Source organism: Nocardioides bigeumensis, from assembly GCF_039531755.1.
GTDB lineage: Bacteria > Actinomycetota > Actinomycetes > Propionibacteriales > Nocardioidaceae > Nocardioides > Nocardioides bigeumensis.
In genome coordinates this window covers 282,656-308,862 of record NZ_BAAAQQ010000013.1, presented here as the reverse complement: position 1 = coordinate 308,862, position 26,207 = coordinate 282,656, and the positions used below count along the sequence as shown (strand labels likewise).

The window sequence follows — 26,207 nt, the reverse complement described above, 5'->3', positions numbered from 1 at the left end:
GGGTCAGCCGGCCGGCTTCAGCACGTATCCGGCGCCGCGCATCGTGTGGATCATCGGCTCGTGCCCGGCGTCGATCTTCTTGCGCAGGTAGGAGATGTAGAGCTCGACGACGTTGGCCTGGCCTCCGAAGTCGTAGTTCCAGACCCGGTCGAGGATCTGCGCCTTGCTCAGCACCCGGCGCGGGTTGCGCATCAAGTAGCGCAGCAGCTCGAACTCCGTCGCGGTCAGGTTGATCTCCTGCCCGGCCCGGGTCACCTCGCGGCTGTCCTCGTCCATCTCGAGATCGCCGACCACCAGCACGGACGACGTCACCGTCTGCCGCGCACCGGCCCTCCGCATCAGCGCCCGCAGTCGGGCCACGACCTCCTCGAGGGAGAACGGCTTGGTGACGTAGTCGTCGCCGCCGGCGGTGAGACCGGCGACGCGGTCCTCGACGGAGTCGCGCGCGGTCAGGAAGAGAACCGGGATGTCGGGCCGGCTGGAGCGCATCCTCCGCAGCACCTCCAGGCCGTCGAAGTCGGGCAGCATCATGTCGAGCACGACCGCGTCCGGGCGGAACTCCTTCGCCGCCGACACCGCCTTCGTCCCAGTGTGTGCGGTGCGCACCTCCCAGCCCTCGTAGCGCAGGGCCATCGAGATCAGCTCGGAGATGTTCGCCTCGTCCTCGACCACCAGGACGCGGACGGGCGAGCCGTCGGGGCGCAGCAGCTCCATGGGACCACTTTGCCCAGAGAACCTGTGAGAAGTCTGTGACCTGCCTGTGCCTTCCCCGCGTGATCGACAGCGCGGGTGAGGGGACCGGGTGGGTGACGGCCCAGGGCAGAATGGGTGAGCCATGTCCCGCCCGCCCGTCTTCGACCGCCAGAAGATCACCTATCCGGGCGACCTCCCGGTCAGCCAGCGCAGGGACGACATCGCCGCAGCGATCCGTGACCACCAGGTCGTGATCGTCGCGGGCGAGACGGGCTCGGGAAAGACGACCCAGCTGCCCAAGATCTGTCTGGAGCTCGGTCGCGGGGAGAAGGCGTTGATCGGGCACACCCAGCCCCGGCGCATCGCCGCCAGGTCGGTCGCCGAGCGGATCGCCAGTGAGCTCGGCACCGAGCTGGGCGACCTGGTCGGCTACCAGGTCCGCTTCACGGACAAGACGTCGCGGGCGAGCAGGATCAAGCTGATGACCGACGGCATCCTGCTGGCCGAGCTGCAGCGCGACCGCCAGCTGCGCAAGTACGACACGATCATCATCGACGAGGCCCACGAGCGCAGCCTCAACATCGACTTCCTGCTCGGCTACCTCAAGCGGCTGCTGCCGAAGCGGCCCGACCTCAAGCTGATCATCACCAGCGCCACGATCGATCCGGAGCGGTTCGCGGCTCACTTCTCCGACCGCCGCGGGAAGCCCGCGCCCATCATCGAGGTCAGCGGTCGCACCTACCCGGTCGAGGTCCGCTACCGCCCGCTCGTGGAGCTGCCGGAGAACGACGACGAGGGCGAGGCCGTCGTACGCGACCAGACCGAGGCGATCGTCGCCGCGTGCCAGGAGCTCATGGCCGAAGGCTCGGGCGACATCCTGGTGTTCCTGCCCGGCGAGCGGGAGATCCGCGACACCGCCGACGCCCTCGGTGAGATCGCGGGACCGACGGCGAAGGGTGGCGGCCTCGAGGTCGTGCCCCTCTACTCACGCCTCTCCGCGGCCGAGCAGCACAAGGTGTTCGCCCCCCACACGGGGCGGCGGATCGTGCTGGCCACCAACGTGGCCGAGACCTCGCTGACCGTTCCCGGCATCCGGTACGTCGTGGACACGGGAGTCGCGAGGATCAGCCGCTACTCGGTGCGCACCAAGGTGCAGCGGCTGCCGATCGAGCCGATCAGCCAGGCGTCGGCCAACCAGCGCTCCGGCCGGTGCGGACGCGTCGCCGCCGGCATCGCGATCCGGCTCTACTCCGAGGAGGACTTCGAGGCGCGACCGGAGTTCACCGACCCCGAGATCCTGCGCACCAACCTGGCCAGCGTCATCCTCCAGATGGCCTCGCTCGGTCTCGGCGACCTCGGGCGCTTCCCCTTCGTCGAGCCGCCCGACAAGCGCAACATCCAGGCCGGCCACCAGCTCCTCGAGGAGCTCGGCGCGGTCTCGACAGGCTCGACCACCGAGAAGGGGCACCTCACTCCGGTGGGCCGACGGCTGGCCAGGTTGCCGATCGACCCGCGGCTCGGCCGCATGGTCCTCGAGGCCGAGCGTCTGGGCTGCGTGCGCGAGGTGATCGTCATCGCCGCCGCGCTCTCGTTGCAGGACCCGCGCGAGCGCCCGGCGGAGCTCAAGGCCCAGGCCGACCAGCAGCACGCGCGGTTCAAGGCCGAGACCTCCGACTTCGTCACGTGGCTGAACCTCTGGCGCTACCTGCGCGAGCAGCAGAAGGAGCTGTCCAGCAGCGCGTTCCGGCGGATGTGCAAGCGCGAGTTCCTCAACTACCTGCGCGTGCGCGAGTGGCAGGACTTCGAGAGCCAGCTTCGCCAGGTCTGCAAGGAGATGCGCGTCCAGCTCGGGCAACCTGCGGTCTCGACAGGCTCGACCACCGGGGTGGACGAGGACGGCATCCACCAGGCGCTGCTGTCCGGCCTGCTCTCGCACGTCGGGGCGTTGGAGGAGCGCGAGCGGGCCCGTCCCGGCCAACCACGAGCAGGTGAGCGACGCCCGATGCGCGAGTACCTCGGCGCCCGCGGCGCGCGCTTCGCGATCTTCCCCGGCAGCGGCCTCGCCCGGAAGAACCCGCCCTTCCTGATGGCGGGCGAGCTCGTCGAGACCTCACGGCTGTGGGCGCGCCAGAACGCCGCGATCAAGCCCGAGTGGGCCGAGACCATCGGCGCCCACCTGGTGAAGCGCACCTACTCCGAGCCGCACTGGTCCAAGAAGCGCGCGGCAGTGCTGGCCCACGAGCGCGTCACGCTTTACGGCGTCCCGCTGGTCGCCGACCGGCTCGTGCAGTTCGGCGCCATCGACCGCGCGGTCGCCCGCGAGCTCTTCATCCGGCACGCCCTCGTGCAGGGGGAGTGGGCCGAGCTCGAGTCCGGCCGGCACCGCTTCTACACGAAGAACGAGGCGCTGCTCGCGGAGGCGGAGGAGCTCGAGCACCGGGCCCGGCGACGCGACATCGTCGTCGACGAGGACACCCTCTTCGACTTCTACGACGCCCGCGTCGGCGACGAGGTGGTCAGCGGCGCGCACTTCAACAGCTGGTGGAAGCGGGAGCGGCAGAAGCGGCCCGAGCTGCTCACCTTCGACCCGCGGATGCTCACCCACGACGCCGCGGACGAGGTGCGCGAGCACGACTTCCCCACGCACTGGCGCAGCGACGGGTTCGACGATGGGACTCAGGGGGGCGGACTGCGGTTCGACATCCGCTACCACTTCGAGCCCGGAGCCGACGACGACGGCCTCACGATCGACGTACCCGTCGCCACCCTCAACCGGGTCGAGGCCGACGACTTCTCCTGGAACGTCCCGGGGCTCCGCGAGGAGCTGGTGACCAGCCTGATCCGCAGCCTGCCGAAGAACCTCCGTGTCGGCCTGGTGCCGGCTCCCAACACCGCTCGCGACTTCCTCGCGGCTGTGCCGCCAGGAGACGAGCCGCTGCTCGACGCGCTCGAGCGGCACGTGCGCGCGACGAAGGGCGTCGTGGTCCCGCGAGAGTCGTGGGACTGGCAGAAGGTGCCCGAGCACCTGCGCCCCACCTTCCGCGTCGTCGACGACCAGGGTGCGGAGCAGGCGCGCGGCAAGGACCTCGAGGCCCTCAAGACCCCCTTGCGGCCGCGCTTCGACGCGGCGATGGCCGCGGTCGCCGCCGACAGCGGGCGTTCGGCGAGCGGTCAGACCACGTGGACGTTCGGCTCGCTGGAGAGGTCGTTCACGCAGACGCGCGCGGGGCACGAGGTGCGCGCCTTCCCCGCCCTCGTCGACGAGGGCTCGACCGTCGGTCTCGGCGTCTTCGGCGGCGAGGACGAGGCGGACGCCCGGCACCGTCTCGGCGTCGCCCGGCTGCTGGCGCTCGCGCTTCCGGCTGTGCGGATCGACGAGCTCGACCAGCTCCAGAGGCTCTCGCTGGCGGGCACGCCGTACCCGACCGTCGCCGATCTGCTCGCCGACGTCGGGATGGCGGCCGCCCTCGACGTGGTGGACAGCCGCCCCGCCGTCCGCTCCGAGGAGGAGTACGCCGCCGCGCTGGCCGCGGCCCGTGACGGGATCGACGACCGCGTCAGCATCGGCCTGCACGAGCTGCTGCGCGTCGTCGAGGCGTGGCGCCGCGCGGAGAAGGCGTTGTCCGGACGCGCTGAGATGGCCACGCTGCCGGCGCTGACCGACATGAAGGCGCAGGTGTCGAGGCTGGTGCACGACGGCTTCGTCAGGGAGACCGGCCTGGCCCGACTGCGCCACCACGTGCGGTACCTCGCCGCGGTCGAGCAGCGACGCGAGCGGCTGGTGGACGTCGGCCGGGACCGACAGCTGATGGACCAGGTGACCCCGCTGCAGGAGGCGTACCTCCATCAGCTGGCCGCGCTGCCCGACGGTCGTCCCCCAGGCACGGGGTTGCGGGAGGTCCGCTGGATGCTTGAGGAGTACCGCGTCTCGTTGTTCGCCCAACAGCTCGGCACCGCGCAGCCGGTCAGCGACCAGCGCATCCGGAAGGCGCTCGCCTCCGCTGGTTGAGGGGTCGTCCGGCGACGGTCTCGAAACGCCGGAGGGGCAGACCCCGTCGCTTCTGCCCGCCTCCTACGCTGGATCCGTGACCTCGGAGCGCCACCACAAGCCCGCCACCCCGGGTGCTGCGTTCTTCGAGGGCATCGAGAGCGGCACGGACCCGCTGGTGCTCGGGGAGGCCGCCGACCGGGCGGCGACCCTGCTGGTGCGTGGGGCGCACGACAGCGACGACGAGGGCGTCGCGGAGCGGGTGCTGCGCCTCGCGGAGACCGAGGGTCTGGAGACCCTGGCCGAGCTGTGGTCGGGCTCGCCCGCCGACTCGCTCGCCGGCTCGCTCTGGCGGCTCTACCTGCTGCGCGCCTGGGTGCACACCGACCCGGTCGGCGCTGCGCGGGAGTTCGACGCCGGCCAGTCGACCGCGCAGGTCGCCCGCGTCGTCGCCGGCGTCGCGGACCCGCCGGGACCCGACGAGCTGCGCCGCATGGTCGACGAGGTGCTGCGCGGGATCGCGGAGCGTGAGTACGCCGACGTGCTGCTGCGCGCGGCTGCGTTCGCCCGCGTCGTCGCCGCCGGCCGCGCCGCCCTGCCCCACCCGCCCGACGGACCGTCCACGACCGACACGGCGCGGATGCTGACCCTCGCCGAACAGCTCGAGCACGCCGGCCACCTGGAGCTGCGCGCGGCGCTGGCGTGACGGCGCCGGAGACCCGCGGCGTCGCGAAAGTCCCCGGAATACCCGATCGCCCCGTAGCCTTGTACGAGCAGTACGCCGGGCCGCGGCAGCCCCGGGTCCCAACTTCAGCCGCTACGAGCGGCCTTGCGCCGTGAGGCGCTCCCGGTCCGGCGTACTGTGCCTCGCATGAGCGTGTGGAAGCGGCTGTTCGACAGCCTCACCACCCCGTCGGCGCCGGCAGGCTTCAACCCCGGTGGGTTCGCGGGGTCGACCACCGACAGCGACGCCGAGCCGGGCGTCGCCTACGCGCCCGAGATCGACGGCGAGCCCGATCCGGGCGAGGTCGTGTGGGCGTGGGTGGCCTACGAGGACGACCCCAGCCAGGGCAAGGACCGTCCGGTGCTCCTGCTCGCCCGCGTCGGCACCGAGGGCGGGTCCGACGAGACGTGGCTCGGCCTGATGCTCTCGAGCCAGGACCACGACCTCGACGCGGAGGACGAGGCGCGCTACGGCCGTTACTGGATGGACGTCGGCACCGGAGGCTGGGACCGCGAGGGCAGGCCGAGCGAGGTACGCCTGGACCGGCTGCTGCGCCTGCGTCCCGACGACATCCGTCGGGAGGGTGCCGCCCTCGTCGAGTCGCGCTTCAACGAGGTGGTCGCCGCCGCCCGGGAGCACCACGCGCTCGACTGAAACTGCCTCGGGTCGTTTCGGAGCCGCCCGCTAGGGTTTGGGATCCGCCCCCGCGACCCGACCCGAGGAGGATCCTGTGAGCCCGCGTAGCCGCGTCGCGGCCTCCTCCCTCGTGTGCGGGCTCCTCATGAGCAGCCTGCTGGTGGGCTGCACGGCGGAAGGCGGCGGTGAACCCGATCCCGGACCGACGCCCACGACGGGCGAGACCTCGGCGCCCGCTCCCGTGGCGCGGCTCACCTTCGGCGTGTTCGGGTCCGAGGACGAGGTCGCCGGCTACGACGACATGGTCCAGCAGTTCAACGGGGTCAGCGACTCGGCTCAGGTCGAGGTCGTGTCGTGGCCCGACCACCAGCAGGCCGCCGCCGCCCTCGACCGCGACGAGGCGCTGCCCGACGTCTTCCTCATCTCGCGTCGCGACCTGGCGGAGTTCCAGAAGGAGGGCGAGGTCCAGCCGGTCGACGAGCTGCTCGACGCGCGCGGCGTCGACTTCGGTGACGGCTACGCCCGCGACGCCCTACGGGCCTTCAGCCTCGACAACCGCCTGCAGTGCATGCCCTACGGCATCTCGCCGATGGTCATCTACTTCAACACCGAGCTGATCGACTTCGCGCGGATGCGCGAGCGGGGCCTGCAGGCGCCCGGGTCCGACGAGGACGTCGAGCCGCCCCGGGCCTGGACCTTCGAGCAGTTCACCGCGGCCGCCGAGTTCGCCACCCGGCCCAAGCGCAACACCAGGGGCGTGTCGATCGAGGCGAGCCTGCGAGGGCTGGCCCCCTTCATCGTCTCCGGCGACGGCCAGATCTTCAACGACGACACCGACCCGACCTCCCTCGCCTTCTCCGAGGAGAGCACGCGGGCGGCGCTCGAGACCACGCTCCGCCTCCTGCGCAACGCCCAGGTGACCCTGAGTCCCGAGCAGCTCGCGCGACGGTCGGCCGTCGAGTGGTTCGAGCGGGGCAAGCTGGGGATGGTGGCGGGCTTCCGCGACCTCGTCCCACAGTTCCGTCAGGTCCAGGGGCTGGAGTTCGACGTGATGCCGATCCCGGTCATCGAGGGCTCGGGCACCATCGGTGACATCACCGGGCTGTGCATCTCCAGCCAGTCGCAGCACACCCCGGAGGCGGCCGACTTCCTGGCCCACGCCGTCAGCGTCGACTCCGTGACGCGGGTGGCGCGCGCCGGCTATCTCGTGCCCGCCAACGTCGCGGTGGCGACGTCCGACGACTTCCTGCAGCCGGGCCGTCAGCCGCTCAACTCCCGCGTCTTCAACACCGCCGTCCGCGACATCTACATCCCGCCGTTGCTGGCCGACTGGGATGCGCTCGAGGAGGCCATCGCGCCGATGCTCGTCGAGCTGTTCACCGCCGACATCCTGCCGCCCGAGCTGATCGACGAGATCACCACCGAGATCGACGAGACCTCGCGCACGATCCTGGCGCCCGAGACGGTGACTCCCTCTCCGACACCGTCGGAGTAGCCGTCAGGCCTCGTCGCTGTCCGTCTCCTCGGCGACAGGGCTGGCGACAGGTTCCTTGTCAGCCGCGATGATCGCCGCGACGATCGTCGGGCCGGTGACCTCGATCTGCCACTGCCGCGCGCCGTACCCGCGCAGCTGGCGGCCCACCTCCTTGGCCAGGGGCCGGGGCTCGCGGGCCGCCGGGGGAGACCACAGCACCCGCCGCAGGAAGTCGGGGGTCAGCAGGTTCTCCACCGGCACGTGGTGCTTCTCCGACAGGGCGGCGATGCCCGCGCGCGCCTGCGCGAGCCGGCGGGCGGCGACGGGGTCGCGGTCGGCCCACGCCCGCGGCTGCGGAGGTCCGTCCGAACGGGCCGGGCGTCCGGGCAGGTCCGACTCCGGGGCGTCACGGATCGAGTCGATGGCGGCCACCCAGTCACGGGCGTAGCGGGCGGCTCCGCGCCCGTGGAAGCCCTGCACCGCGAGCAGCGAGGTCCGATCGGTCGGCATCGCGGCCGCCGCCGCCACGATCGCCGAGTCGGGGATGATCCGGCCAGGGGCGACGTCACGCTCGCGGGCGATCCGGTCGCGCGTCTCCCACAGGGCGCGCACGACGCCCTGGGCGCGACGTCCGCGCAGACGGTGCGCCCCCGATGTACGCCGCCACACCTCCTCGCGGACGGTGGGCTCGAAGGACAGCAGCGCCTCGAACTCCTGCTCGGCCCAGTCGGTCTTGCCGGCCGCGGCCAGCTCGGCGACCATCGCCTCGCGCAGCTCGAGCAGCACCTCGACGTCGAGGGCGGCGTACTCGAGCCAGGACGCCGGCAGCGGCCTGGTCGACCAGTCGGCGGCGGAGTGCTCCTTGCGCATCCGCAGGCCCACGACCTCCTCGACCAGGGTCGCGAGGCCGACCCGCGGCTTGCCGAGCAGTCGCCCGGCGAGCTCGGTGTCGAAGAGCCGCGCCGGGCGCAGCCCGATCTCGGCCAGGCAGGGGAGGTCCTGGGTGGCGGCGTGCAGGATCCACTCGGTGCCGTCGAGCGCGTCGGCGAGGGGTTGCAGGGACTCGAAGCAGATCGGGTCGACCAGCGCGGTGCCGGCGCCCTCGCGGCGCAGCTGCACGAGGTAGGCGCGGTTGGAGTAGCGGTAGCCCGACGCACGCTCGGCGTCGATCGCGACCGGCCCGGTGCCGGCGGCCAGCCTGGTGGAGTACTCCACCAGGGCCGTCTCGGTCTCGATGACCTCCGGCAGGCCGTCGCGCAGGGTCAGCAGCGGCGCCGGCTCGACTGCCTCTTCGGGGGTCTGCTCGTCCGGCGTCTCGGCGGCCTCGGCCTGCTCGCTGGCGTCTCCTGCTGCGTCCGTCATGTCCTCGGTGGGCGTCCTCAGCGGCCCGAGCCGCGCTGGCCACGGCGGCTCGGCATCGCCGCGACACCCTCGGGGACTGGCTGCAGCCCGGCAGCCATGCACAACAGGTCCGCCCACGCGCGCACGTGGGCGGCGGCGTCGGGCGAGCCGTCGGCGCCTGCGAGCGGCTCGTCGAAGTCAGGGGTCCAGGACGCGCGTACCTCGATCTGCGCGCTGCCGCCGTCGTCGGCCATGCCGCCGAAGCTCTCGGTCGCGACGCGGGTCACCGTGCCGGACGGAGCGTGGTACGTCGCGCCGTGCCCGTCGAGCGACTCGGTCAGCCAGGACCACCCCACTGCCGCGAGCAGCGGGTCGGTGATCATCTCGGGGTCGAGGTCGGCCCGGACGTAGGCCACACAACGAAAGGTACCGTCCCAGGCCTCGTTGCCCGCGGGGTCGTGCAGCAAGATGATCCGCCCGGTGCCCACGTCCTCGCCGTCGACGGTCAGGTCGGCTGAGAGCGCGAAGGAGTAGGGAGCGATCCGCTGGGGCGCCGGCATCTCCTCGCAGAAGATCTCCGCGCGCAGCCGGGCCTCCCGCATGCTCGCGACCGCGGCCCGGAACGCGGGCGGGTTCGCGTCCGCACCCGTTCCCGGGTGCGCCTCCTGACGGACGACCATGCCCTCCACAGTAGGTGCCCCCTGCGTCACCGATGTGCGGACACGCCGCCTGACCTGGGAGGATCGCCCGGTGCCCTCCCCTGTGACCGGCCCCGTGACCAGCCCCGTGACCAGCCCCGTGACCAGCCCTGTCACCAACCCCGCAACCGGCCCCGCGACCGGCAGCCTGCTGGTGCGCGCAGCGCGGGGCGAGACGGTGCCGCGGCCGCCGGTGTGGTTCATGCGTCAGGCCGGCCGCTCGCTTCCGGAGTACCTCAAGCTCCGTGAGGGCACCGCGATGCTGGACGCCTGCATGGACCCCGGGCTGGTCGTCGAGATCACCCTCCAGCCGGTGCGGCGCTACGGGGTCGACGCGGCCATCTTCTTCTCCGACATCGTGCTGCCGCTCAAGGCGGTCGGTGTCGACCTCGACATCGTGCCGGGCGTCGGACCGGTCGTGGCGCAGCCCGTGCGCACGCTCGCCGACGTCGAGGCCATCCCCGACCTGGAGCCGGAGCACGTCGGGTTCGTGACCGAGGCCGTCCGCGGCCTCGTCGGCGAGCTCGGCCCGACCCCGCTGATCGGGTTCGCGGGCGCGCCGTTCACCGTGGCGTCGTACCTCGTCGAAGGCGGGCCGTCCAAGGAGCATGCCAAGACCAAGGCGATGATGTTCGGCGCCCCTGACGTGTGGGACGCGCTGCTGCGCAAGATCGCGGGCATCGCCGCGACGTACCTCGAGGTTCAGGTCGCCGCGGGCGCCTCGGCCGTGCAGCTCTTCGACTCGTGGGCGGGGGCGCTGACCCCGGCCGACTACGCCGAGCGGGTGCTGCCGCACTCGGCGCGCGTCCTCGAGCGCGCCGGTCGCCTCGGAGTGCCCCGCATCCACTTCGGCGTCGGCACCACCAACCTCCTCGGCCTGATGGGCGAGGCGGGGGCCGACGTCGTGGGGGTCGACTGGCGTACGCCGCTCGCGACCGCGATCGGCCAGGTCGGCGACCGGGCCGTGCAGGGCAACCTCGACCCGACACTGGTCTTCGCGCCGACCGAGGTGATGCTGGCGCGGGCGGCCGAGATCATCGACGCGGGCCGAGCCGCCAAGGGGCACATCTTCAACCTCGGCCACGGTGTGATCCCGAGCACCGACCCCGACCAGCTCAAGCGGCTGACGGAGTTCGTGCAGACCTACGAGCCCACCGGCTAGCTCTTCTTGGCCGCCTTCTTGGCGGTCGACCTCCGGGTGGACGTCTTGCGCGGCTGTTGCCGCACCCGGACCCAGATCGGGCCGTTGGTCGTGTCGGCGTCACGCACCTCGAGGAAGTCCTGGGCCTTGACCAGGTCGCTCAGTCGACGGTGCCCGTAGGAGCGGGGGTCGAAGGCGGCGTTGGCGCGTCCGAGGTACTGACCGACAGCGCCGAGACCGGACCAGCCGTCGTCGCCCGCGGTGTTGCCGAGGGCGCGCGTGAGCAGCTGGCGCAGATCGGGGAGTGCGGGCGCGGCGTCGTCGTCGGGCTCCGTGTCGTCGCCGGGCTCCGTCGTGTCGTCGACGTCCGAGGAGCCTTCCGCGATGTTCTCGGTGTAGATGAACTGCGTGCAGGCCTGCTGGAAGGCCTCAGGGGTCTTCTTGCCGCCGACGCCGTAGACCGGCTTGCCCGACTCCTGCAGGCGCGTGGCCAGTCGGGTGAAGTCGCTGTCGCTCGAGACCAGCACGAAGCCTCCGACGTGGCCGGCGTACAGCAGGTCCATCGCGTCGATGATCAACGCGGAGTCCGTGGAGTTCTTGCCGCTGGTGTGCGCGAACTGCTGCATCGGCTGGATCGCCCGGCTGTTCAGCTGCTTCTTCCAGCCGTTGAGCCGGGTGCTGGTCCAGTCGCCGTAGGCGCGGCGGACCGTCGGGCGGCCGTACTTCGCGGCCTCGTCGATGATCGCGCCGGCGTGCTTGGGGGAGGTGTTGTCGGCGTCGATGAGCACGGCGAGGGGGTCGGTGAGCTCGTCCACCCGGTCAGTCTGTCAGGGGCGCCGGCTTGCGTCGCACCAGCCTGCGGCTGACCAGCCACGTGGGCCAGCCGATGATCGCCAGCACCACGAGCCAGGGCAGGAGCGCCCCGAGGATCGTCGCGAGCACCGTGGCGAAGGCGCCCAGGGCCTTCCAGCCGCCCTCGAACCCGCTCAGGAAGCCCGAGTCGTCGGTGTCCTTCGGCTTCGGCTCCGCCTTTGTGTCGTGCTTGGCGATGTAGACGGTGATCGTGGCGTACGTCGTCTGGTCGGCCAGGTAGGCCTGCTTGGTCTTCAGCGACTCGAGCTCGGCCTGCCGCTGGGTCAGCTGCGACTCGATGCTCACGATGTCGCGGATCGACTGGGCCCGCTCCAGCAGCACCTCGACGCGGCGCAGGCTCTGCTCCTGGGCGCGGATCCGGGCGCGCAGGTCGATGACCTGGAAGGACACGTCCTCTGACGACTTGTCGGACGACTCGAGGTCCGCGACCTTCTCCAGCTCGGCGACCGTCTCCGCGAAGTCGGCGGCGGGGATCCGCAGCACCAACCGCGACGACTGCACCGCGCCGTCGTCGTCGCTCCGGGTCTCCTCGTCGCTGACCTGGCCGCGGTGCACGTCGACGATCTTCATCACCTCGGTGCGGGCCGCCCCCGCGTCGTCGCTGCGCAGCGACACCACGGCGGTGGAGATCACCGACCGCTCGGCTTGGACCACGGGCGTGACGACCGAGCCGCCGGAGCCGCCCTGGATCGCCGAGCCGTCGCCGGCCGCGTCCTGCCCCGGGTCGGAGCCGGTGTCGGAGCCGGTGTCGGAGCCGGTGTCAAAGCCGGTGTCCGAGCCGGTGTCCGAGAATTCTCGTTCGCCCGAGGTCGGCACGTCCATGTCGGCTGCCTCGCTGCCGCCGGAGTCACCGTCCGACGAGCCCGAGCAGCCGGCCAGGGCCACCATCGCGACCAGCGCGAGCGCGGCGACGGAGGGGGTGTGGCGACGTGTCCTGCGGCTGCTGATCCGGGTGCTCATCAGGGTGCTCATGACGCTGGGACGGGCGCGGCCGCCCGGCCGGTTCCGGGGGTGACCGGATCGTTACCGTTCAGGCATGCGCGTGGTCGTGGTCGGCGGGGGTGTCGCCGGGTTGACGGCGGCGTACGTGCTGGGTGCCGACCACGACGTGCTCCTGCTGGAGGCGTCCCCAGAGGTCGGCGGCAAGCTCCGTGGTGGCGAGGTGGCCGGCGTGCGCGTCGACGTCGGGGCGGAGGCGATGCTGGCCCGGCGCCCGGAGGGTGTCGACCTGGCCCGGGACCTCGGCCTGCCGCTGGTGCACCCGGCCACCACCTCGTCGAGGGTCTGGTCGCGAGGGAGTCTCCGGCCGCTGCCCCGCTCGCTGCTCGGCGTCCCGATCGACGTGGACGACCTGGCGGCTTCAGGGGTGCTGTCCTCCCAGGGACTCGCCCGGGTGCGCGAGGAGCCCTCGCTGCCGCCGACCCCGGTCGAGACCGACCTGTCGGTGGGAGACCTCGTGGCGGCCAGGCTCGGCGACGAGGTGGTCGAGCGACTGGTGGAGCCGCTGCTGGGTGGTGTGTACGCCGGACGGGCGCGAGCGCTCTCCCTGCGGGCAGCCGCGCCCCAGGTGGCGGCGCTGGCCGCGCGGGGCTCGTTGCTCGAAGCCGCGGCCCGGCTGCCGGTCCTCGACAGCCCGGTGTTCGCCGGCATCGAGGGCGGGATGCACCGGCTGGCCGCGGCGCTGGCCGGGTCCGGCCTGTTCGAGGTGCGTCTGAGCGCCACGGTGCGTGAGCTCACCGGAGCGCCCGGGAGCTTCGCGCTGACCGTGGGGGAGACCCGCGCGCCTCAGCGGGTCGAGGCGCAAGCGGTCGTCCTCGCGACCCCGGCCGCCCCGACGGCGCGGCTGCTGGGCAGCATCTCGCCGACCGCGGCTGCGCTGCTGGCGCAGGTCGAGTCCGCCTCGATGGCGATCGTCACGCTGGCCCTCCGCGCGGCCGACGTCCCCCTCGACGGAGCCTCGTCAGGGTTCCTCGTGCCGCCGGTCGAGGGGCGCGACATCAAGGCGGCGACGTACTCCTTCGCCAAGTGGGACTGGGTCCGCGCGGCCGGCGCACCCGACGTCGTCCTCCTCCGCACGTCCCTCGGCCGCGCCGGCGAGCAAGCGGCGCTGCAGGTGCCCGACGAGGTCCTGGTCGAGCGCTCGCTGGCCGATCTCGCCGCCCTGGCCGGCGTGACCGCCCGACCGGTCGACGCGCAGGTGCAGCGCTGGGGCGGCGCGCTCCCGCAGTACGCCGTCGGGCACCTCGACCTGGTGTCGCGGGTCCGGTCCGCCGTGGCTGCGGTGCCGGGGCTGGCGGTCTGCGGGGCGGCGTACGACGGCGTCGGCATCCCCGCGGTCATCGCGTCGGCCCGGGCCGCGGCCGCTCAGGTCGTGGCGGCACAATGGCTCCTATGACCGATGCCGAGGAGTCCGGCCAGACCAACGCCGCCAGGCTGCGCGAGATCAACGACTCGATCCGCTACACGATGTGGTCGGTCTTCTCGCTGCGCGACACCTACGGCAACCTCGGCGACGAGGGTCGCAGCCACGAGGCGCACGAGCTCGACGGGCTCGTCGAGAAGCTCGCGGCGGACGACGTCGCGGTCCGCGGCATCTACGACCTCAGCGGGTTCCGCGCGGACGCCGACGTGATGGTCTGGTGGCACGCCGCCACCGCCGAGCAGCTGCAGGACGCCTACAACCGCTGGCGACGCACGTCGTTCGGCCAGCGGCTGGCCCCGGTCTGGAGCCAGCTCGCGCTGCACCGGCCGGCGGAGTTCAACAAGAGCCACGTGCCGGCGTTCCTCGCCGACGATGAGGCGCGGGCCTACGTCTGCGTCTACCCCTTCGTCCGCTCCTACGAGTGGTACCTCCTCGAGGACGCCGAGCGGCGCGCGATGCTCGCCGAGCACGGCAAGATGGCGCGCGGCTTCGCCGACGTGCGCGCCAACACCGTGGCGAGCTTCGCCCTGGGCGACTACGAGTGGCTGCTGGCCTTCGAGGCCGACGAGCTGCACCGCATCGTCGACCTGATGCGCGAGCTGCGCGCGTCGACGGCCCGGCGGCACGTGCGCGAGGAGGTGCCGTTCTACACCGGCCCACGCACCACGCCGACGGAGCTGCTGCACCGCCTGCCGTGACACGGGAACCGTCTGGCGCGACCGCCCGTCTCACCCCCATGACACGCCTCCGTGCCACTGTTGCCGCGCCGCTGCTCGTGCTGGCGCTGGGTCTGCTGTCAGCATGCTCCGGGTCGTCCGACGACGGCGACACCGCCACCGATCCAGCGGGGTCGGGTGGCGCCGGTTCCGGGGCTTCCGCGGGGGAGATGCCCACCAGCGTGCCGCCGCCCACCTCCGACGTCGTCGGCGTCGGCACCGTCATGGACCTCGGCCAGGGCGAGGACCCGCAGCTCTGCCTGGGTGCCGTCGCCGAGTCCTACCCGCCGCAGTGCAGCGGCATCCCGATCACCAACTGGGACTGGAAGCCGGTGAAGGACACCTCGGAGGCGTCGGGCACCGTCCGCTGGGGCAGCTATGCGGTCACGGGCGCCTACGACGGCAAGACCTTCGAGGTGACCCAGGAGCCGATGTCGTCGGCGCTCTACGACCCGATGCCGGCCGACAACCCGTTCGTCACGACGTGCGAGGAGCCCGCTGGCGGCTGGGCCGTCGTGGACGAGTCGAAGGTCGGCTTCGAGGACCAGGACGCGGTCTACGCCGCGGCCGCCCAGCTGCCGAACTACGCCGGGTCCTTCCTCGACATGAACGCCGACAAGCCGGACGACGCCAGCGCGACCATCGTCAACGTCCTGGTCACCGACGACCCCGAGGGGGCCGAGAAGGCCCTGCGTGAGGTCTGGGGCGGGCCGCTCTGCGTCACGGTGGCCGAGCACACCGAGGCCGAGCTCGTCGAGATCCAGGACGGCCTGACCGGGCTGCCGGGACTGCTCAGCAGCGGCCCCCAGCTCGACAAGCTGGTCGTCGACGTGGTCTGGGACGACGGCACGCTCCAGTCGTGGGCCGACGCGACGTACGGCGAGGGTCTGGTCGCGATGCGGTCGGTCCTCCAGCCCGTGGGCTGAGCGTCCGGCGTCCGCCGTCTCTCAGGGGGCCGTAACTACGCAATTGCGCGGAAGTTGTCCCCGTGAGACGCCCCGGGAGGGCAACAACTGCGCAATTGCGCGGAAGTTGCCCCCGTGAGACGCCGCGAGACCCGTCAGCCCTTCTCGACCGGCGCGCCCTCGTCGGCGGGCTCGAGCGTCAGGCTGATCGAGTTGATGCAGTAGCGGTCACCGGTCGGGGTGCCGTAGCCGTCGGGGAAGACGTGCCCGAGGTGCGAGCCGCAGTTGGCGCAGCGGACCTCGACCCGCTTCATGCCGTGCGAGCTGTCCTCGATGTAGTCGATCGTGTCAGTGATCGGCTGGTAGAACGACGGCCAGCCGCAGCCGGAGTGGAACTTCGTGTCGGACTCGAAGAGCTTGGACTGGCAGGCCTTGCAGCGGTAGACGCCGACGGTCTCGGTGTCGGTGAACTTGCCGGTGAACGCGCGCTCGGTGCCGGCCTGCCGCAGGACGGCGTACTCCTCGGGAGTGAGCGTCTGGCGCCACTCCTCGTCTGACTTCTCCACCTCGTAACCCATGTCTCAACGGTAGTCGCGCACCCAAGACCGGCCCATGGCCCGTTGTGACTATTGGATGACGTTCCGCACCCAGACCCGTTGGGCCCCGAGCGGCTGGTAGCCCGCGTCGAGCATCGCGTCGAGCTCGTCGCCCCACGCGTAGGCGGTGACCGGCCTGCCAGGGTGCAGCACGGCGGGGCACGCGAGCAGCTCCGCGTGGTCGAGGGCGGTCACCGGCCCGCGGGAGGACCACCCGTTGGAGAGACCGGCGACCGGTCCGGCGTCGTGGATGACGGCGCCGGCGACGGGTACGCCGTCGGCGACCCGCGCCAGGACCCGGAACCCGCCATGGGCGAGGACGGCCGGCACCAGCACGTCGACGTAGTCGTGGGCCTCGGCCCAGGCGGCCAGCAGCGCCTCCTCGCGCACGACGGACCAGCCCTCGGGCCACACGGCGTCGTCGAATCCCTCGTGGTGCAGCCAGGTCGCGTCCAGGAGCAGGGTGTACCCGTCCGCCGACAGGTCGAGGGTGCCGAAGGAGTCGGCCACACCGCCCACAGGGTGCCGCTCCATGGCGGCCAGCACGGCGTCGCGACCCACGTCAGGGGTCAGCGTCTTGACGGTCGAGTGGTACGCCGGGACCGCGGCCAGCGCGACCCAGAGGCGGTCGTCGCACCACACCGGCACCTCGTGGACCGCGCACACGTCGTCGTACCAGCGGCGGCTGGTCTCCACGGCGGCGACCAACCGGGGGTCCATCCAGCTACTTTGACAGCATGCCGAAGCCTTCCGCAGCAGAGGTGGTCGCCGGGGACCGCGCCGTCCGGGTGTCGAGCCCGGATCGGGTGATCTACGAGGCGACCGACCGGACGCCCGAGGTCACCAAGCTGATGGTGGCGGAGTACTTCGCGTCCGTCGGCGACGGGCTGATGCGGGCGCTGCGCGACCGGCCGACCGCGCTGGAGCGCTGGCCCGCCGGCGTACGTCCCGAGATCAAGCTGGCCACCGGACGACCCGGGGAGAAGGCCGACGCGTTCTACCAGAAGCGGGTGCCCAAGGGTGCTCCCGACTACCTCGAGTCGATCGAGGTCACCTTCCCGTCGGGACGCACGGCCGACGAGATCTGCCCCACGGAGATCGCGGTCCCGGTGTGGTGCGCGCACATGGGCACGCTGACCTTTCACCCCTGGCCGGTGCGCCGCGACGACGTCGACCGTCCCGACGAGCTCCGGATCGACCTCGACCCGCAGCCCGGCACGACCTTCACCGATGCGGTGCGCGTCGCCGGGGTGGCTCGCGAGCTGCTCGAGGAGCTGGGGCTGGTCGGCTTCCCCAAGACGTCGGGCAACCGCGGCGTGCACATCTACGTCCGCATCAAGCCGGAGTGGGAGTTCGTCGACGTCCGCCACGCCGCGATCGGCTTCGGCCGCGAGCTGGAGAAGCGCGACGACGGGGTCACGACCAAGTGGTGGAAGGAGGAGCGCGGTGAGCGCATCTTCGTCGACTTCAACCAGAACTGCCGCGACCGCACCATCGCGTCGGCGTACTCCCTGCGCCCGATCCCCGGCGCCCCCGTCTCGACACCGATGACGTGGGCAGAGCTGGCGACGCTCACGAGCCCGGCGGAGTTCAACCTCTTCAGTGTCCCGGACCGGCTCGCCGACGGTGACCCGTGGGCCACCATCGACGACGTGGCGTGCTCGATCGAGCCGCTGCTGCGGCTGTACGACGAGTCGGGGCTCGGCGAGATGCCCTACCCGCCCGACTACCCCAAGATGCCGGGCGAACCCCCGCGCGTGCAGCCGTCCAAGAAGGTCGAGGCGCACTGGGACGAGCAGGGCAACCGGCGACCTGACAGCTGAGTGCGCAACCCGGCGGCGACCACGCCCACCAGCGCACTCGACCTCGCTAGCCTCGAGCGGTGACCGAGGACAACCGCGTCGGCCGTGATCCCGGCGAGCCGGCCAAGCAGGGCGAGGCCGGCGCCGAACGCTGGATCGGCTACCTCGACTGGGTCCGCGCGAACATCGTCGAGGCCGTGCTGGCGCTCGACGACGAGGCTCGTCGTACGCCGAGGGTGCCGTCGGGCTGGACGCCGATCGAGCTGCTCAGCCACGTGCTGCACATGGAGCAGCGCTGGTTCGTGTGGGGCTTCCTCGGGGAGCCGGTGGCCGAGCCGTGGGGCGACTGGACCGTCGACGAGCCGTGGGACGCCGAGGCCCGAGGGCGCTGGCACGTGCCCGACGACGTGACCGCCGAGCAGCTCGCCGACCGGCTGGCGGCGATCGCGGAGCGCACCCGCGAGGTGCTGCGCTCGCACCCGCTGGACGCCGTCTCCGCGCCGGGCGGCCGCTTCGCCGACGACCCGCCGACCCTGGAATGGATCTGCTTCCACGTGCTCGCGGAGTACGCCCGCCACGCGGGTCATCTCGACATCGTGGTCGAGCTCGGCGCGTAGGCTGCGGCCGTGCCAGACGAGTCGGGGGAGCAGCCCGGCGGTCAGCCGCCGCCGTACGGCGAAGCCGGCCCGCCGCCTCTGCCTCCCGAGCCGCCGCCCTACGGCCAGGCCGGTGCCTCCTGGCCGAACAGCCAGCCCGCGCCCCCCAGCGAGCAGCTGCCGCCCACGCACTCGATTCCGGGTCAGCCGCAGGTGCCACCCACGGCTGCCGGACTGCCGTACGGCGCAGGACAGCAGCCTCCGGGGCCACCCGGCAGTCACCCCTACGGCGGACCGGGCGGGTACGGCGGCCCCTACATCCCGCCTCTCCCCCAGAAGTCCAACACCGGCAAGATCGTCGCGATCGTGATCGGCGCGATCCTGCTCCTGACGTGTGGCGGGTGCACGGTCTTCGGGATGGCGGTCTACAACGCCGGCCAGGACGTGCTCGACGAGATCGAGACCTACGAGCCGCCCGCGGTGCAGGAGACGGTCACGGTGGCACCGGGTGAGGGCTTCCTCGTCGGTGACGTGGCGGTCGAGAGCGGCTGGTCGGTCGAGGTGCTGCAGGGCCTTCCGCTGATCCAGGACATGCGCGGCACCGCCGTCGGCACCTCCGCGTTCGACGCGATCGCCTTCGAGCTGACCTTCTACCGCGGCGATCGGGTGGTCGCCGAGGGTTCCTGCGGCGGCAGCGTCGACGAGTCGGACGTCGTCGAGATCGCGTGCACGGTGTCGGACAAGAAGGCCCGCCGAGCAGACCGGGTCGAGGTCCAGTCGCTCCTCTGAGCACCGGTAGCCTCGCCCCCGTGGAAGCGAAGCCGAAGTGGGTCGTGATCACCGGCTCCGGACGCAGCGGTACGAGCAGCGTCGGCGGCACCCTCAAGCGACTCGGGCTGCACATCCCGCAGCCCGAGGTGGAGGCGGACGACAAGAACCCGCGCGGCTACTACGAGCCCGCCTGGCTCGCGGCGCTCCTCAAGGACTTCATGGACCCCATCCCGGTGCGCACCATCGACTCGCGACCGACCGCGCCTCAGGTGGCGATGGACGCGCTCGCGGACACCGACATCGAGGACCAGCTCCGCGAGTGGTTGCGCGACCTGCTGCCGCACGAGCAGGTGGCGCTCAAGGACACCCGGGCCTACTGGGTCTACGAGATGTTCGTCCGCCTCGCCGACGAGCTGGGCGCCGAGCTCACCTCGCTGACCATGCTGCGGCACCCGACCGAGGTCGTCCGCTCGCGCGACACGGCGTACCTCGCCGGGCAGAGCGAGCAGTTCCGCCGCGAGCGCGAGACCACCAACGTCGCGGCGTGGATGAACTCCGTCTTCGAGACCGAACGGGTCACCCGCCACCACGCGCGCGCCTGGGTCCGCTACACCGACCTCCGCACCGACTGGCGCGAGGCGATGGGCCGCGCCGGCACGCAGCTGGGGTTGACCTACAACGCCGACCTCAGCAGCGGTGAGCACCACCCGGTCGACGACTTCATCGACCCCGGCCTGTTCCGCTCCCAGGTCACCTGGGACGACATCGCGGTGCGCCCCGAGCTGCGCGACCTGGCGCAGCAGACCTGGGACGCCGTCACCGTGCTCGTCGACAGCCCGCACGACGAGGCCGCCGTGGCCGAGCTCGAGCGGTTGCGGGCGGCGTACGTCGACCTCTACGAGTTCGCCGCCGCGATGGCCCAGGACGAGCGGACCGCGCAGGTCGTCGCCGTACGCCGCGAGCTGCGCGCCAAGCTCGACCAGAAGAACGCCCGCATCGAGGAGCTCAAGAGCAAGCTCGAGCGCTCCCGGACCCAGGACCCGGTCGACGGGCGGCCCAGCTGGCAGCCCGCCTTCCAGCGGTTGGTGGGTCGGCTGCGCCGTCGCTAGTCGCGACCGACCCGGGGAGCCGCAGAGTCAGCGTTCCCACGGCCCGGCGATGGGCAGGTAGCGCTCGAAGAAGTCGGCGACGAGCCGGTCGACCTTGGCCATCTCCATCGCGTAGTCGTGGTGGTCGCCGATGCAGACCGCGTCCTGGCGCCGCTGCAAGGCCTGCTCGAGCACCAGCCCGACGTTGGTGGTGGCCAGGTCGATGAACGTGCTCTCCAGGGCCGCCTCGTAGGCCGCCCCCGTCATCAAGCCGTAGAACGGCGCGAGGGACGACACCATCGACACGTCGGTCTCGGACCGGAAGGGCGCCCGCGCGGTGGCCTCGACGTCGTCGGCGAACCGCTCGGCGACCTCGGCGAGCACGGAGACGCGCTGGGGGTACGGCGCGTGCACCAGGTGCCGGGTCACCGCGATGCCGAACGCCTCCTGGAGCAGCCACCGGTTGCGCAGGGCGGCGGTGATGTACGCCGGCTGACCGCCCGGCTCTCCGAGGCCGACGAGGTGCTGCGCGGTGAAGACGGCGAAACGGCCCGCCGCGTCGAAGAACCGCTCGGGGCCGAGCGGCCGGCCGAGCAACATGTCGTCGTTGAAGTAGACGAAGTGCTCGGCGAGGCCGGGGATCCGGTGCAGGGCGGTCTCGATGGAGTGCGAGTTGAAGGTCGACAGCGCGTCCGCGGGAAGGATCTCGCTGTGGTCGACGACGTGGATCTGGGGGTGCTCGGCGTCCAGCCACGGCGGGACCTGCCGGTCGGTCACGATGTGCACGCGGCGTACCCACGGGGCGAAGAGATGCAGGCTGCGCAGCGAGTAGCGCAGCTCGTCGCGGCTCTCGAACCGGGCGCGGCCACTCGACGCCCGGGAGGCGGCGGCGCCCGACTGCCCGGCCCAGTCCGCCAACCGCTGTTGCTGGCGCTCGGCCCAGGAGGGGTCGCCGCCGTCGACCCAGGTGTAGACGACGTCGACCTCGACGCTCGTCTCGGCGAGGGTCGGCAGCGTCATCAGCGGCAGCGACGGCAGGTCGAGGCCCTCCACGCGGCGCTTCGCGGTCGCCGAGCCGCGGGCGGCCCGGGTGACGTAGGCGTTCGGCTCCGGCGCAACCAGGTCACCGCCCAGCCCTTCGGCCCAGAACTGCACCTCGACCGCGCAGCCCTGGCCCAGCAACGAGGCGCTGCCGCCGGACGTCGGCCACGGCTCGAGCACGATCCTCGGCGTCATGGCGCGCAGCAGTGCCTGCGCCAGCTCGGCCACCGGACCACGACGCTCGGGCCAGCCGTGGTCGCCGGGGTCGCGCAGGCCGAGGTACGCCGGCGGCGCGGCCGTGGCGAGCGCGCGGAGGTAGGCCGCGCGGGCAGCGAGGGGCACCACGACGACGGGTGCGGCCCCGGCGACCCCGGGCACCACGAACCACTCGTCGGTGACGTCGTCCGCGACGCTCGTGGCCAGGGCGAGCACCTGTCGCCGTGCCTGCGCGGGGGTGGCGTGACCCCAGTCGCCGGGCCCGTCGGTCCCCCCGACATCTGGGCGCGCGCCTTGGGTGGTCGAGCCTGCCGAGACCCGCGCCGCCAGGCGACCCGCTCCCTTGGGCCGGGCCGCGACGGCCTCCGCGAAGACCTGCTCCCACTGCTGGGCGAGCCCGTCGGCCTCCCACGACGCGGCGGTGGCGACCGCCCCCTCGCCGAGCCGACGGCGCAGGTCGTCGTCGGTGGCGACCCGGAGCAGCGTCGCCGCCAGGTGCTCCTCGGAGCCGGGCACCACGAGCAGGCCGTTCACCTCGTGGTCGATGATCTCCCGTGGTCCTGACGGGCAGTCATAGCTGACGGCCGGCACCCCGGCCGCCATGGCTTCCTGGAGCACGAGCGGGTAGCCCTCGGCCCTCGAGCACAGGGCCGCCACCGACGCCTTGGCCCACTCGCCGGCCAGGTCGTGGGTCGTGCCCGGCAGCTCCACGCGGTCGAAGAGTCCCGCCTTGCGGGTGAGTGCCTGCAGCTGACCGCGCTGGGGTCCGTCGCCGAAGATCCGCAGCCGCCAGTCGGGCACCAGGGGTGCGATCCGGGCGAAGGCGCGCACCAGGTGCCCGAACTGCTTCTCCCCGACCAGGCGCCCCGCGGTGACGATCACCGGGTCGTCCAGCCGGGAGCGCGGGACGTAGCCCTGAGGGAGCGGGTTGGGCAGCACCACGAGCCGGGGCGCGGCGTCGCCGAGCTGCTCGGCCAGCCAGGCCGCCGCGCTCTCGGTGAGCAGCGCGACGACGTCGGCGCGGGCGCCGTACGTCAGCAGGGGCTCGAGCCCGGCCACCCGGTCGGAGGACGACCGGTGCTCCTGGTGCACCAGGACGACGCGGTCGTCGACGAGCTGCTCGGCAGCCGCGAGCAGGCTCGGCGTCACGGTGACGAGGACGTCGGGGGCGAGCCGCGGCAGCCGCTCCTCGAGCGCGACGTCGCACACGGCCGAGAACTGCGGGTCCCAGCGAGGAGGCACGAGCAGCGACGGGCGCCGGTGCAGCTCGGGATCGGTCCGGTGACCGTCGCGCACGTCGACCAGGAACTCCGTGCGCACGCGCGGGTCGATGTCGTAGGTCGGGCGGTCGGCGCTGCGGGTGACGCTCACCATCTGGACGTCGTGCCCCCGGGCGGCCAGCGCGTTGGCCTGGGTGATGGCCGATCGCGACGTGCCTCCCGGGCCGGCCAGGTTGAAGACGAGGAAACCGACCCTCACCACGGGCCCCTCACGAGAGCTCGCCCTCGTCCGCCGGCCGATGGGCGCGCAGCCGGCCGTCGGGGAGGTATCTCAACCGCACCGTGCGGCGCTCGCCCTGGTCGTCGGTCCAGAGGATGGGGAGCACGGTCGCGAAGCCGGGCCGGGCCGTGTCGTTGCGTGCGCGGACGAGCGGCACGAGCCGGCTGCTGTCGCCGACGGAGACGAACCACTCCGTCTCGAGCTCGTCCGGCACCGCCTCCGGCACCAGCACGGCGGTCAGTGTGCCCTCGGCGGCTCTCACCTCGGCCTCGTGGCGGACGACTCCATCGGCGCCGGACAGCAACAGGCGAGGGTCGGCCAGGCCGGGATCGGTGAAGGTGAGCAGCAGCCCTTGGTCGACGAGGTCGACCCCCGCGACCTCCGCCACCGGGTCGCGCCGTTCGCGCCGGACGACGAGCGCGCCGCTCTCGCGGCGGCGTACGTCGAGCTGCCAACGGCCGTCGCGGGTCGGCGGCGTGCGCATCGGCGCCACGGCGGGCAGGGGGTCGGCGCGGAGCGTGGCGCCGGAGGGGAGGGTGACCAGCTGGAAGACGTCGTGGTCCTGGCCCTCGGCGAGGTCGGGAAGGGCGGAGGGCAGGTGCCAGCGGTACGACGCCGCGGCGGGGTCGGCGGGCGCGTCGTTGTCGGGCTCGACGACCTGGCCGGTCTCCTCGTGCCGGAGCGCGGCCCGCTCGTCGGTGCCGGTGACCGCCAGCCACAGGCTGTCCCCGTCGAGGACGCGCGCGTAGACCGCGGTCGGCCCGGCTGGACGCGCGGGCGTCGTCACCGCCTCGGCACCGTCGCTCGACATGACGGCGCGGGCGCGCTCGCCCAGCTTCTCGCCCAGCCTGTTGCCCAGCCTGTTGCCCAGCCTGTTTCGGAGACCCATGGCGTTGTCGGCAGGCGCGACCGCCTAGAGGCCGGTCACGCCCTCGCCGCCGCCCGCCTGCTCGTCGAAGCTCTCGTGCTCGAGCAGGTGCAGGACCGGGACACCGATGGCGCGGCGGGCCTTGGACGTCCAGTCGACGTGGAAGAACTCGGCCACGACGTGCGGCCGGGTCAGGATGATCGCCTCGCGGCCGTCGACCTGCGACACGACCTGCGCCAGCGCGTCGATCGGGTGCCCCTCGACGACCTGGCCGGTCGCCTCGACACCAGCAGCGCGCAGCGCCGTCAGGGTCGACTCGAGGTCCTCGCGAGAGCGCTCCTCGCAGTCCTCGCGCACGGCCGCGAGGTCGACGTCGCTCATGGTCATCGCCGGCGCGGCCAGCACCTCGCCGGCGGCGAGGGTGCCCATCGAAGCCTCGATGCGGGCCGCGGCATCCTCCATCGGGAGGAGCACGTGGTAGACGACGGGCTGGTCGAGCCCTTCGTGCAGTGAGCGCACCTGGCGCGCGTCGACGTCGGTCAGGGCCTGCTCCACCAGGAGCACGACGTGGTAGGTCTCGTCAGCCGATGCGTCGCCGTCAGTCACGCGGCCAGCCTATCCCCGCCGCTGCTCGGCCAGCGCCCACGGGCTCACGGAGATCCGGTCAGCTGACTCATCCCCCCAGGACGGTGTTGAGGTCGTAGGACACGACCTCCTCGAGCTGCTCGTAGCCGCACGACTCAGGGTCGCGGTCGGGCCGCCAGCGCTTGAACTGCGCGGTGTGCCGGAACCGCCGCCCCTCCATGTGGTCGTAGCCGACCTCGACCACCCTCTCGGGTCGCAGCGGCGTGAAGGAGAGGTCCTTGCCCTGGCTCCACCGGCTCTGCGTGCCCGGCACCCGGTCGGGGTTGGCGGTCAGGAACTCCTGCCACCGGCCCCACGGGTGGTCCTCGATCGGGACCACGAGCTCCTGCAGCTCCTGCCACAGCTCGGCCCGGCGCTGCGCGGTGAAGCTTGCGCTGACGCCGATGTGCTGCAGCTCGCCGTCGGCGTACAACCCCAGCAGCAGGCTGCCGAGCAGGGGTTTGTCGGGGGTGGAGGTCTTGTGGTCGCGGTAGCCCGCCACCACGACGTCGGCGGTGCGCTCGTGCTTGATCTTGAGCATCGTCCGGGCGTTGGGCTGGTACGTCGCCCCCAGCGGCTTGGCGATCACGCCGTCGAGACCGGCGCCCTCGAACTGCTCGAACCACTGCGCGGCCTCGGTCGGGTCGGTCGTGGTGCGGGTCAGGTGGCAGGGTCCGTCCCCGCCCTTGAGGTGCGCGAGCGCCTCCTCCAACGCGGCCCGCCGCTCCGTGAAGGGCTTGTCGAGGTACGACGTGTCGCCGAGCGCGAGCAGGTCGAACGCAACGAACCCGGCCGGGGTCTTCTCCGCCAGCATGTTGATGCGGCTCTCCGCCGGGTGGATCCGCTCCTGCAGGGTCTCGAACTCCAGCTTGCCGCCGCCCGCGTCGGTCGGCAGCGCGACGAACAGCTCGCCGTCGAGCACGCAGCGCTCGGGCAGCTGCTCGCGCGCGGCCGCGGCGACCTCGGGGAAGTAGCGCGTCAGCGGCTTGGTGTTGCGGCTGGCCAGCTCGACCTCGTCGCCGTCCTTGAAGACCAGGCACCGGAACCCGTCCCACTTCGGCTCGAACGACAGCCCGCCGTGCTTCGCGATCTGGGCAGCATCCGGGATCCCCTTCACCGCCTTCGCCAGCATCGGCAGCACCGGCGGCATCACAGGCAGGTCCATGCTGGCGAGGTTAGCCGTGCCCGGGGACGTCGCACGGACGGAGCCATAGGCGGCCGTAGAAGGCTCCCTCCGTACGACGTCCCCGCAAGCTCTAGGCTGTGACGCGACTTTCCCCGGTTGGTCTGCCGGCAGGGCCCGCCTGACTTTGAATCAGGACTAGCGACGTAGGTTCGACTCCTACCCGGGGAGCCATCAGCGCGCCACTATCCTGTCGACGGCGACTGACAGATCACGCCGTCCGGGTGACCCCGACGGCTTACGGAGCGCTGCTCGCCACCGGTTAGGGTCGAGACCTACCCGGGCGGCGCTCAGCCCCCGTCGAAGGGATC

General features: G+C 72.3%; 23 protein-coding genes and 1 tRNA gene. 13 read left to right on the top strand and 11 right to left on the bottom strand.

Features of this window, described 5'->3' with window-relative positions; genetic code table 11:
• Positions 1-3: 3 nt before the first annotated feature.
• Positions 4-714: a response regulator transcription factor gene (locus ABD295_RS15765; RefSeq protein ID WP_344304744.1), complete on the bottom strand. Its 711-nt coding sequence runs from the start codon at positions 712-714 to the stop codon at positions 4-6.
• Between the two features lie 121 nt (positions 715-835).
• On the opposite strand from ABD295_RS15765, the gene hrpA reads away from it, so the two are divergent.
• The 4 genes from hrpA to ABD295_RS15745 all read left to right on the top strand — a co-directional run bounded on the left by hrpA (position 836) and on the right by ABD295_RS15745 (position 7,536).
• Positions 836-4,702 carry an ATP-dependent RNA helicase HrpA gene (hrpA, locus tag ABD295_RS15760; protein ID WP_344304743.1) on the top strand — a complete coding sequence of 1,289 codons (3,867 nt, stop codon included), beginning with the start codon at positions 836-838 and terminating at the stop codon, positions 4,700-4,702.
• A gap of 76 nt (positions 4,703-4,778) precedes the next feature.
• Positions 4,779-5,387, top strand: coding sequence for a hypothetical protein (locus ABD295_RS15755; protein WP_344304742.1), 609 nt, complete (start codon positions 4,779-4,781; stop codon positions 5,385-5,387).
• Positions 5,388-5,552: 165 nt separating this feature from the next.
• Positions 5,553-6,059 (top strand): type II toxin-antitoxin system PemK/MazF family toxin, encoded by a 507-nt coding sequence (locus tag ABD295_RS15750; RefSeq protein ID WP_344304741.1) that lies wholly within the window; start codon positions 5,553-5,555, stop codon positions 6,057-6,059.
• A gap of 76 nt (positions 6,060-6,135) precedes the next feature.
• Positions 6,136-7,536, top strand: coding sequence for an extracellular solute-binding protein (locus tag ABD295_RS15745; RefSeq protein WP_344304740.1), 1,401 nt, complete (start codon positions 6,136-6,138; stop codon positions 7,534-7,536).
• A gap of 3 nt (positions 7,537-7,539) precedes the next feature.
• On the opposite strand, the gene ABD295_RS15740 is transcribed toward ABD295_RS15745, so the two are convergent.
• Positions 7,540-8,877 carry an HRDC domain-containing protein gene (locus tag ABD295_RS15740; protein WP_344304739.1) on the bottom strand — a complete coding sequence of 446 codons (1,338 nt, stop codon included), beginning with the start codon at positions 8,875-8,877 and terminating at the stop codon, positions 7,540-7,542.
• A 17-nt stretch (positions 8,878-8,894) separates the two neighbouring features.
• A complete protein-coding gene (locus ABD295_RS15735) occupies positions 8,895-9,536 on the bottom strand; it encodes a DUF3000 domain-containing protein (protein ID WP_344304738.1) in 642 nt (213 codons plus the stop codon).
• A 166-nt stretch (positions 9,537-9,702) separates the two neighbouring features.
• Between ABD295_RS15735 and hemE the strand changes: the two genes are divergently transcribed.
• Positions 9,703-10,716 (top strand): uroporphyrinogen decarboxylase, encoded by a 1,014-nt coding sequence (gene hemE / locus ABD295_RS15730; protein WP_344305457.1) that lies wholly within the window; start codon positions 9,703-9,705, stop codon positions 10,714-10,716.
• Here hemE and ABD295_RS15725 read toward each other — a convergent pair.
• Both ABD295_RS15725 and ABD295_RS15720 read right to left on the bottom strand, forming a co-directional pair.
• The gene (locus ABD295_RS15725; protein ID WP_344304737.1) at positions 10,713-11,510 is read right to left on the bottom strand and encodes an NYN domain-containing protein; all 798 of its coding nucleotides are present in this window, start codon (positions 11,508-11,510) and stop codon (positions 10,713-10,715) included. The two genes, hemE and ABD295_RS15725, sit on opposite strands and share 4 nt — an antisense overlap.
• 4 nt (positions 11,511-11,514) lie before the next feature.
• Entirely contained in the window at positions 11,515-12,528 is a 1,014-nt protein-coding gene (locus tag ABD295_RS15720; protein ID WP_344304736.1) for a DUF4349 domain-containing protein, read from the bottom strand.
• 76 nt (positions 12,529-12,604) lie between these two features.
• Between ABD295_RS15720 and ABD295_RS15715 the strand changes: the two genes are divergently transcribed.
• The 3 genes from ABD295_RS15715 to ABD295_RS15705 are packed head-to-tail and all read left to right on the top strand — an operon-like array spanning position 12,605 to position 15,632.
• On the top strand, positions 12,605-13,963 hold the full coding sequence (locus ABD295_RS15715; protein WP_344304735.1) for a protoporphyrinogen/coproporphyrinogen oxidase: 1,359 nt from the start codon (positions 12,605-12,607) through the stop codon (positions 13,961-13,963).
• Positions 13,960-14,688 (top strand): hydrogen peroxide-dependent heme synthase, encoded by a 729-nt coding sequence (gene hemQ, locus ABD295_RS15710; RefSeq protein ID WP_344304734.1) that lies wholly within the window; start codon positions 13,960-13,962, stop codon positions 14,686-14,688. Before ABD295_RS15715 ends, hemQ begins: the two co-directional genes overlap by 4 nt.
• Before the next feature lie 38 nt (positions 14,689-14,726).
• Positions 14,727-15,632: a hypothetical protein gene (locus ABD295_RS15705; RefSeq protein WP_344304733.1), complete on the top strand. Its 906-nt coding sequence runs from the start codon at positions 14,727-14,729 to the stop codon at positions 15,630-15,632.
• 134 nt (positions 15,633-15,766) lie between these two features.
• On the opposite strand, the gene msrB is transcribed toward ABD295_RS15705, so the two are convergent.
• Positions 15,767-16,189 (bottom strand): peptide-methionine (R)-S-oxide reductase MsrB, encoded by a 423-nt coding sequence (gene msrB, locus ABD295_RS15700; protein ID WP_344304732.1) that lies wholly within the window; start codon positions 16,187-16,189, stop codon positions 15,767-15,769.
• Positions 16,190-16,237: 48 nt separating this feature from the next.
• Positions 16,238-16,927, bottom strand: a complete 690-nt coding sequence (locus ABD295_RS15695) for a hypothetical protein (RefSeq protein ID WP_344304731.1) — start codon at positions 16,925-16,927, stop codon at positions 16,238-16,240.
• A gap of 17 nt (positions 16,928-16,944) precedes the next feature.
• Here ABD295_RS15695 and ABD295_RS15690 point away from each other — a divergent pair, with 17 nt between their 5' ends.
• The 4 genes from ABD295_RS15690 to ABD295_RS15675 are packed head-to-tail and all read left to right on the top strand — an operon-like array spanning position 16,945 to position 20,485.
• A complete protein-coding gene (locus tag ABD295_RS15690; protein ID WP_344304730.1) occupies positions 16,945-18,030 on the top strand; it encodes a DNA polymerase domain-containing protein in 1,086 nt (361 codons plus the stop codon).
• 59 nt (positions 18,031-18,089) lie between these two features.
• Positions 18,090-18,626 (top strand): mycothiol transferase, encoded by a 537-nt coding sequence (locus ABD295_RS15685; protein ID WP_344304729.1) that lies wholly within the window; start codon positions 18,090-18,092, stop codon positions 18,624-18,626.
• Between the two features lie 9 nt (positions 18,627-18,635).
• Complete coding sequence (locus tag ABD295_RS15680) at positions 18,636-19,394, top strand: hypothetical protein (protein WP_344304728.1); 759 nt, start codon at positions 18,636-18,638, stop codon at positions 19,392-19,394.
• Between the two features lie 20 nt (positions 19,395-19,414).
• On the top strand, positions 19,415-20,485 hold the full coding sequence (locus ABD295_RS15675) for a hypothetical protein (RefSeq protein WP_344304727.1): 1,071 nt from the start codon (positions 19,415-19,417) through the stop codon (positions 20,483-20,485).
• A 27-nt stretch (positions 20,486-20,512) separates the two neighbouring features.
• On the opposite strand, the gene ABD295_RS15670 is transcribed toward ABD295_RS15675, so the two are convergent.
• The 4 genes from ABD295_RS15670 to ABD295_RS15655 form a co-directional block, all read right to left on the bottom strand.
• Complete coding sequence (locus tag ABD295_RS15670; protein ID WP_344304726.1) at positions 20,513-23,200, bottom strand: stealth conserved region 3 domain-containing protein; 2,688 nt, start codon at positions 23,198-23,200, stop codon at positions 20,513-20,515.
• Positions 23,201-23,210: 10 nt separating this feature from the next.
• Complete coding sequence (locus tag ABD295_RS15665; protein ID WP_344304725.1) at positions 23,211-24,110, bottom strand: hypothetical protein; 900 nt, start codon at positions 24,108-24,110, stop codon at positions 23,211-23,213.
• Positions 24,111-24,134: 24 nt separating this feature from the next.
• Positions 24,135-24,695 (bottom strand): hypothetical protein, encoded by a 561-nt coding sequence (locus tag ABD295_RS15660; RefSeq protein WP_344304724.1) that lies wholly within the window; start codon positions 24,693-24,695, stop codon positions 24,135-24,137.
• Positions 24,696-24,762: 67 nt separating this feature from the next.
• On the bottom strand, positions 24,763-25,878 hold the full coding sequence (locus tag ABD295_RS15655) for an ATP-dependent DNA ligase (RefSeq protein ID WP_344304723.1): 1,116 nt from the start codon (positions 25,876-25,878) through the stop codon (positions 24,763-24,765).
• 110 nt (positions 25,879-25,988) lie between these two features.
• On the opposite strand from ABD295_RS15655, the gene ABD295_RS15650 reads away from it, so the two are divergent.
• Positions 25,989-26,070: transfer RNA gene (locus ABD295_RS15650), tRNA-Gln, on the top strand.
• The last annotated feature ends 137 nt before the right edge of the window (positions 26,071-26,207 follow it).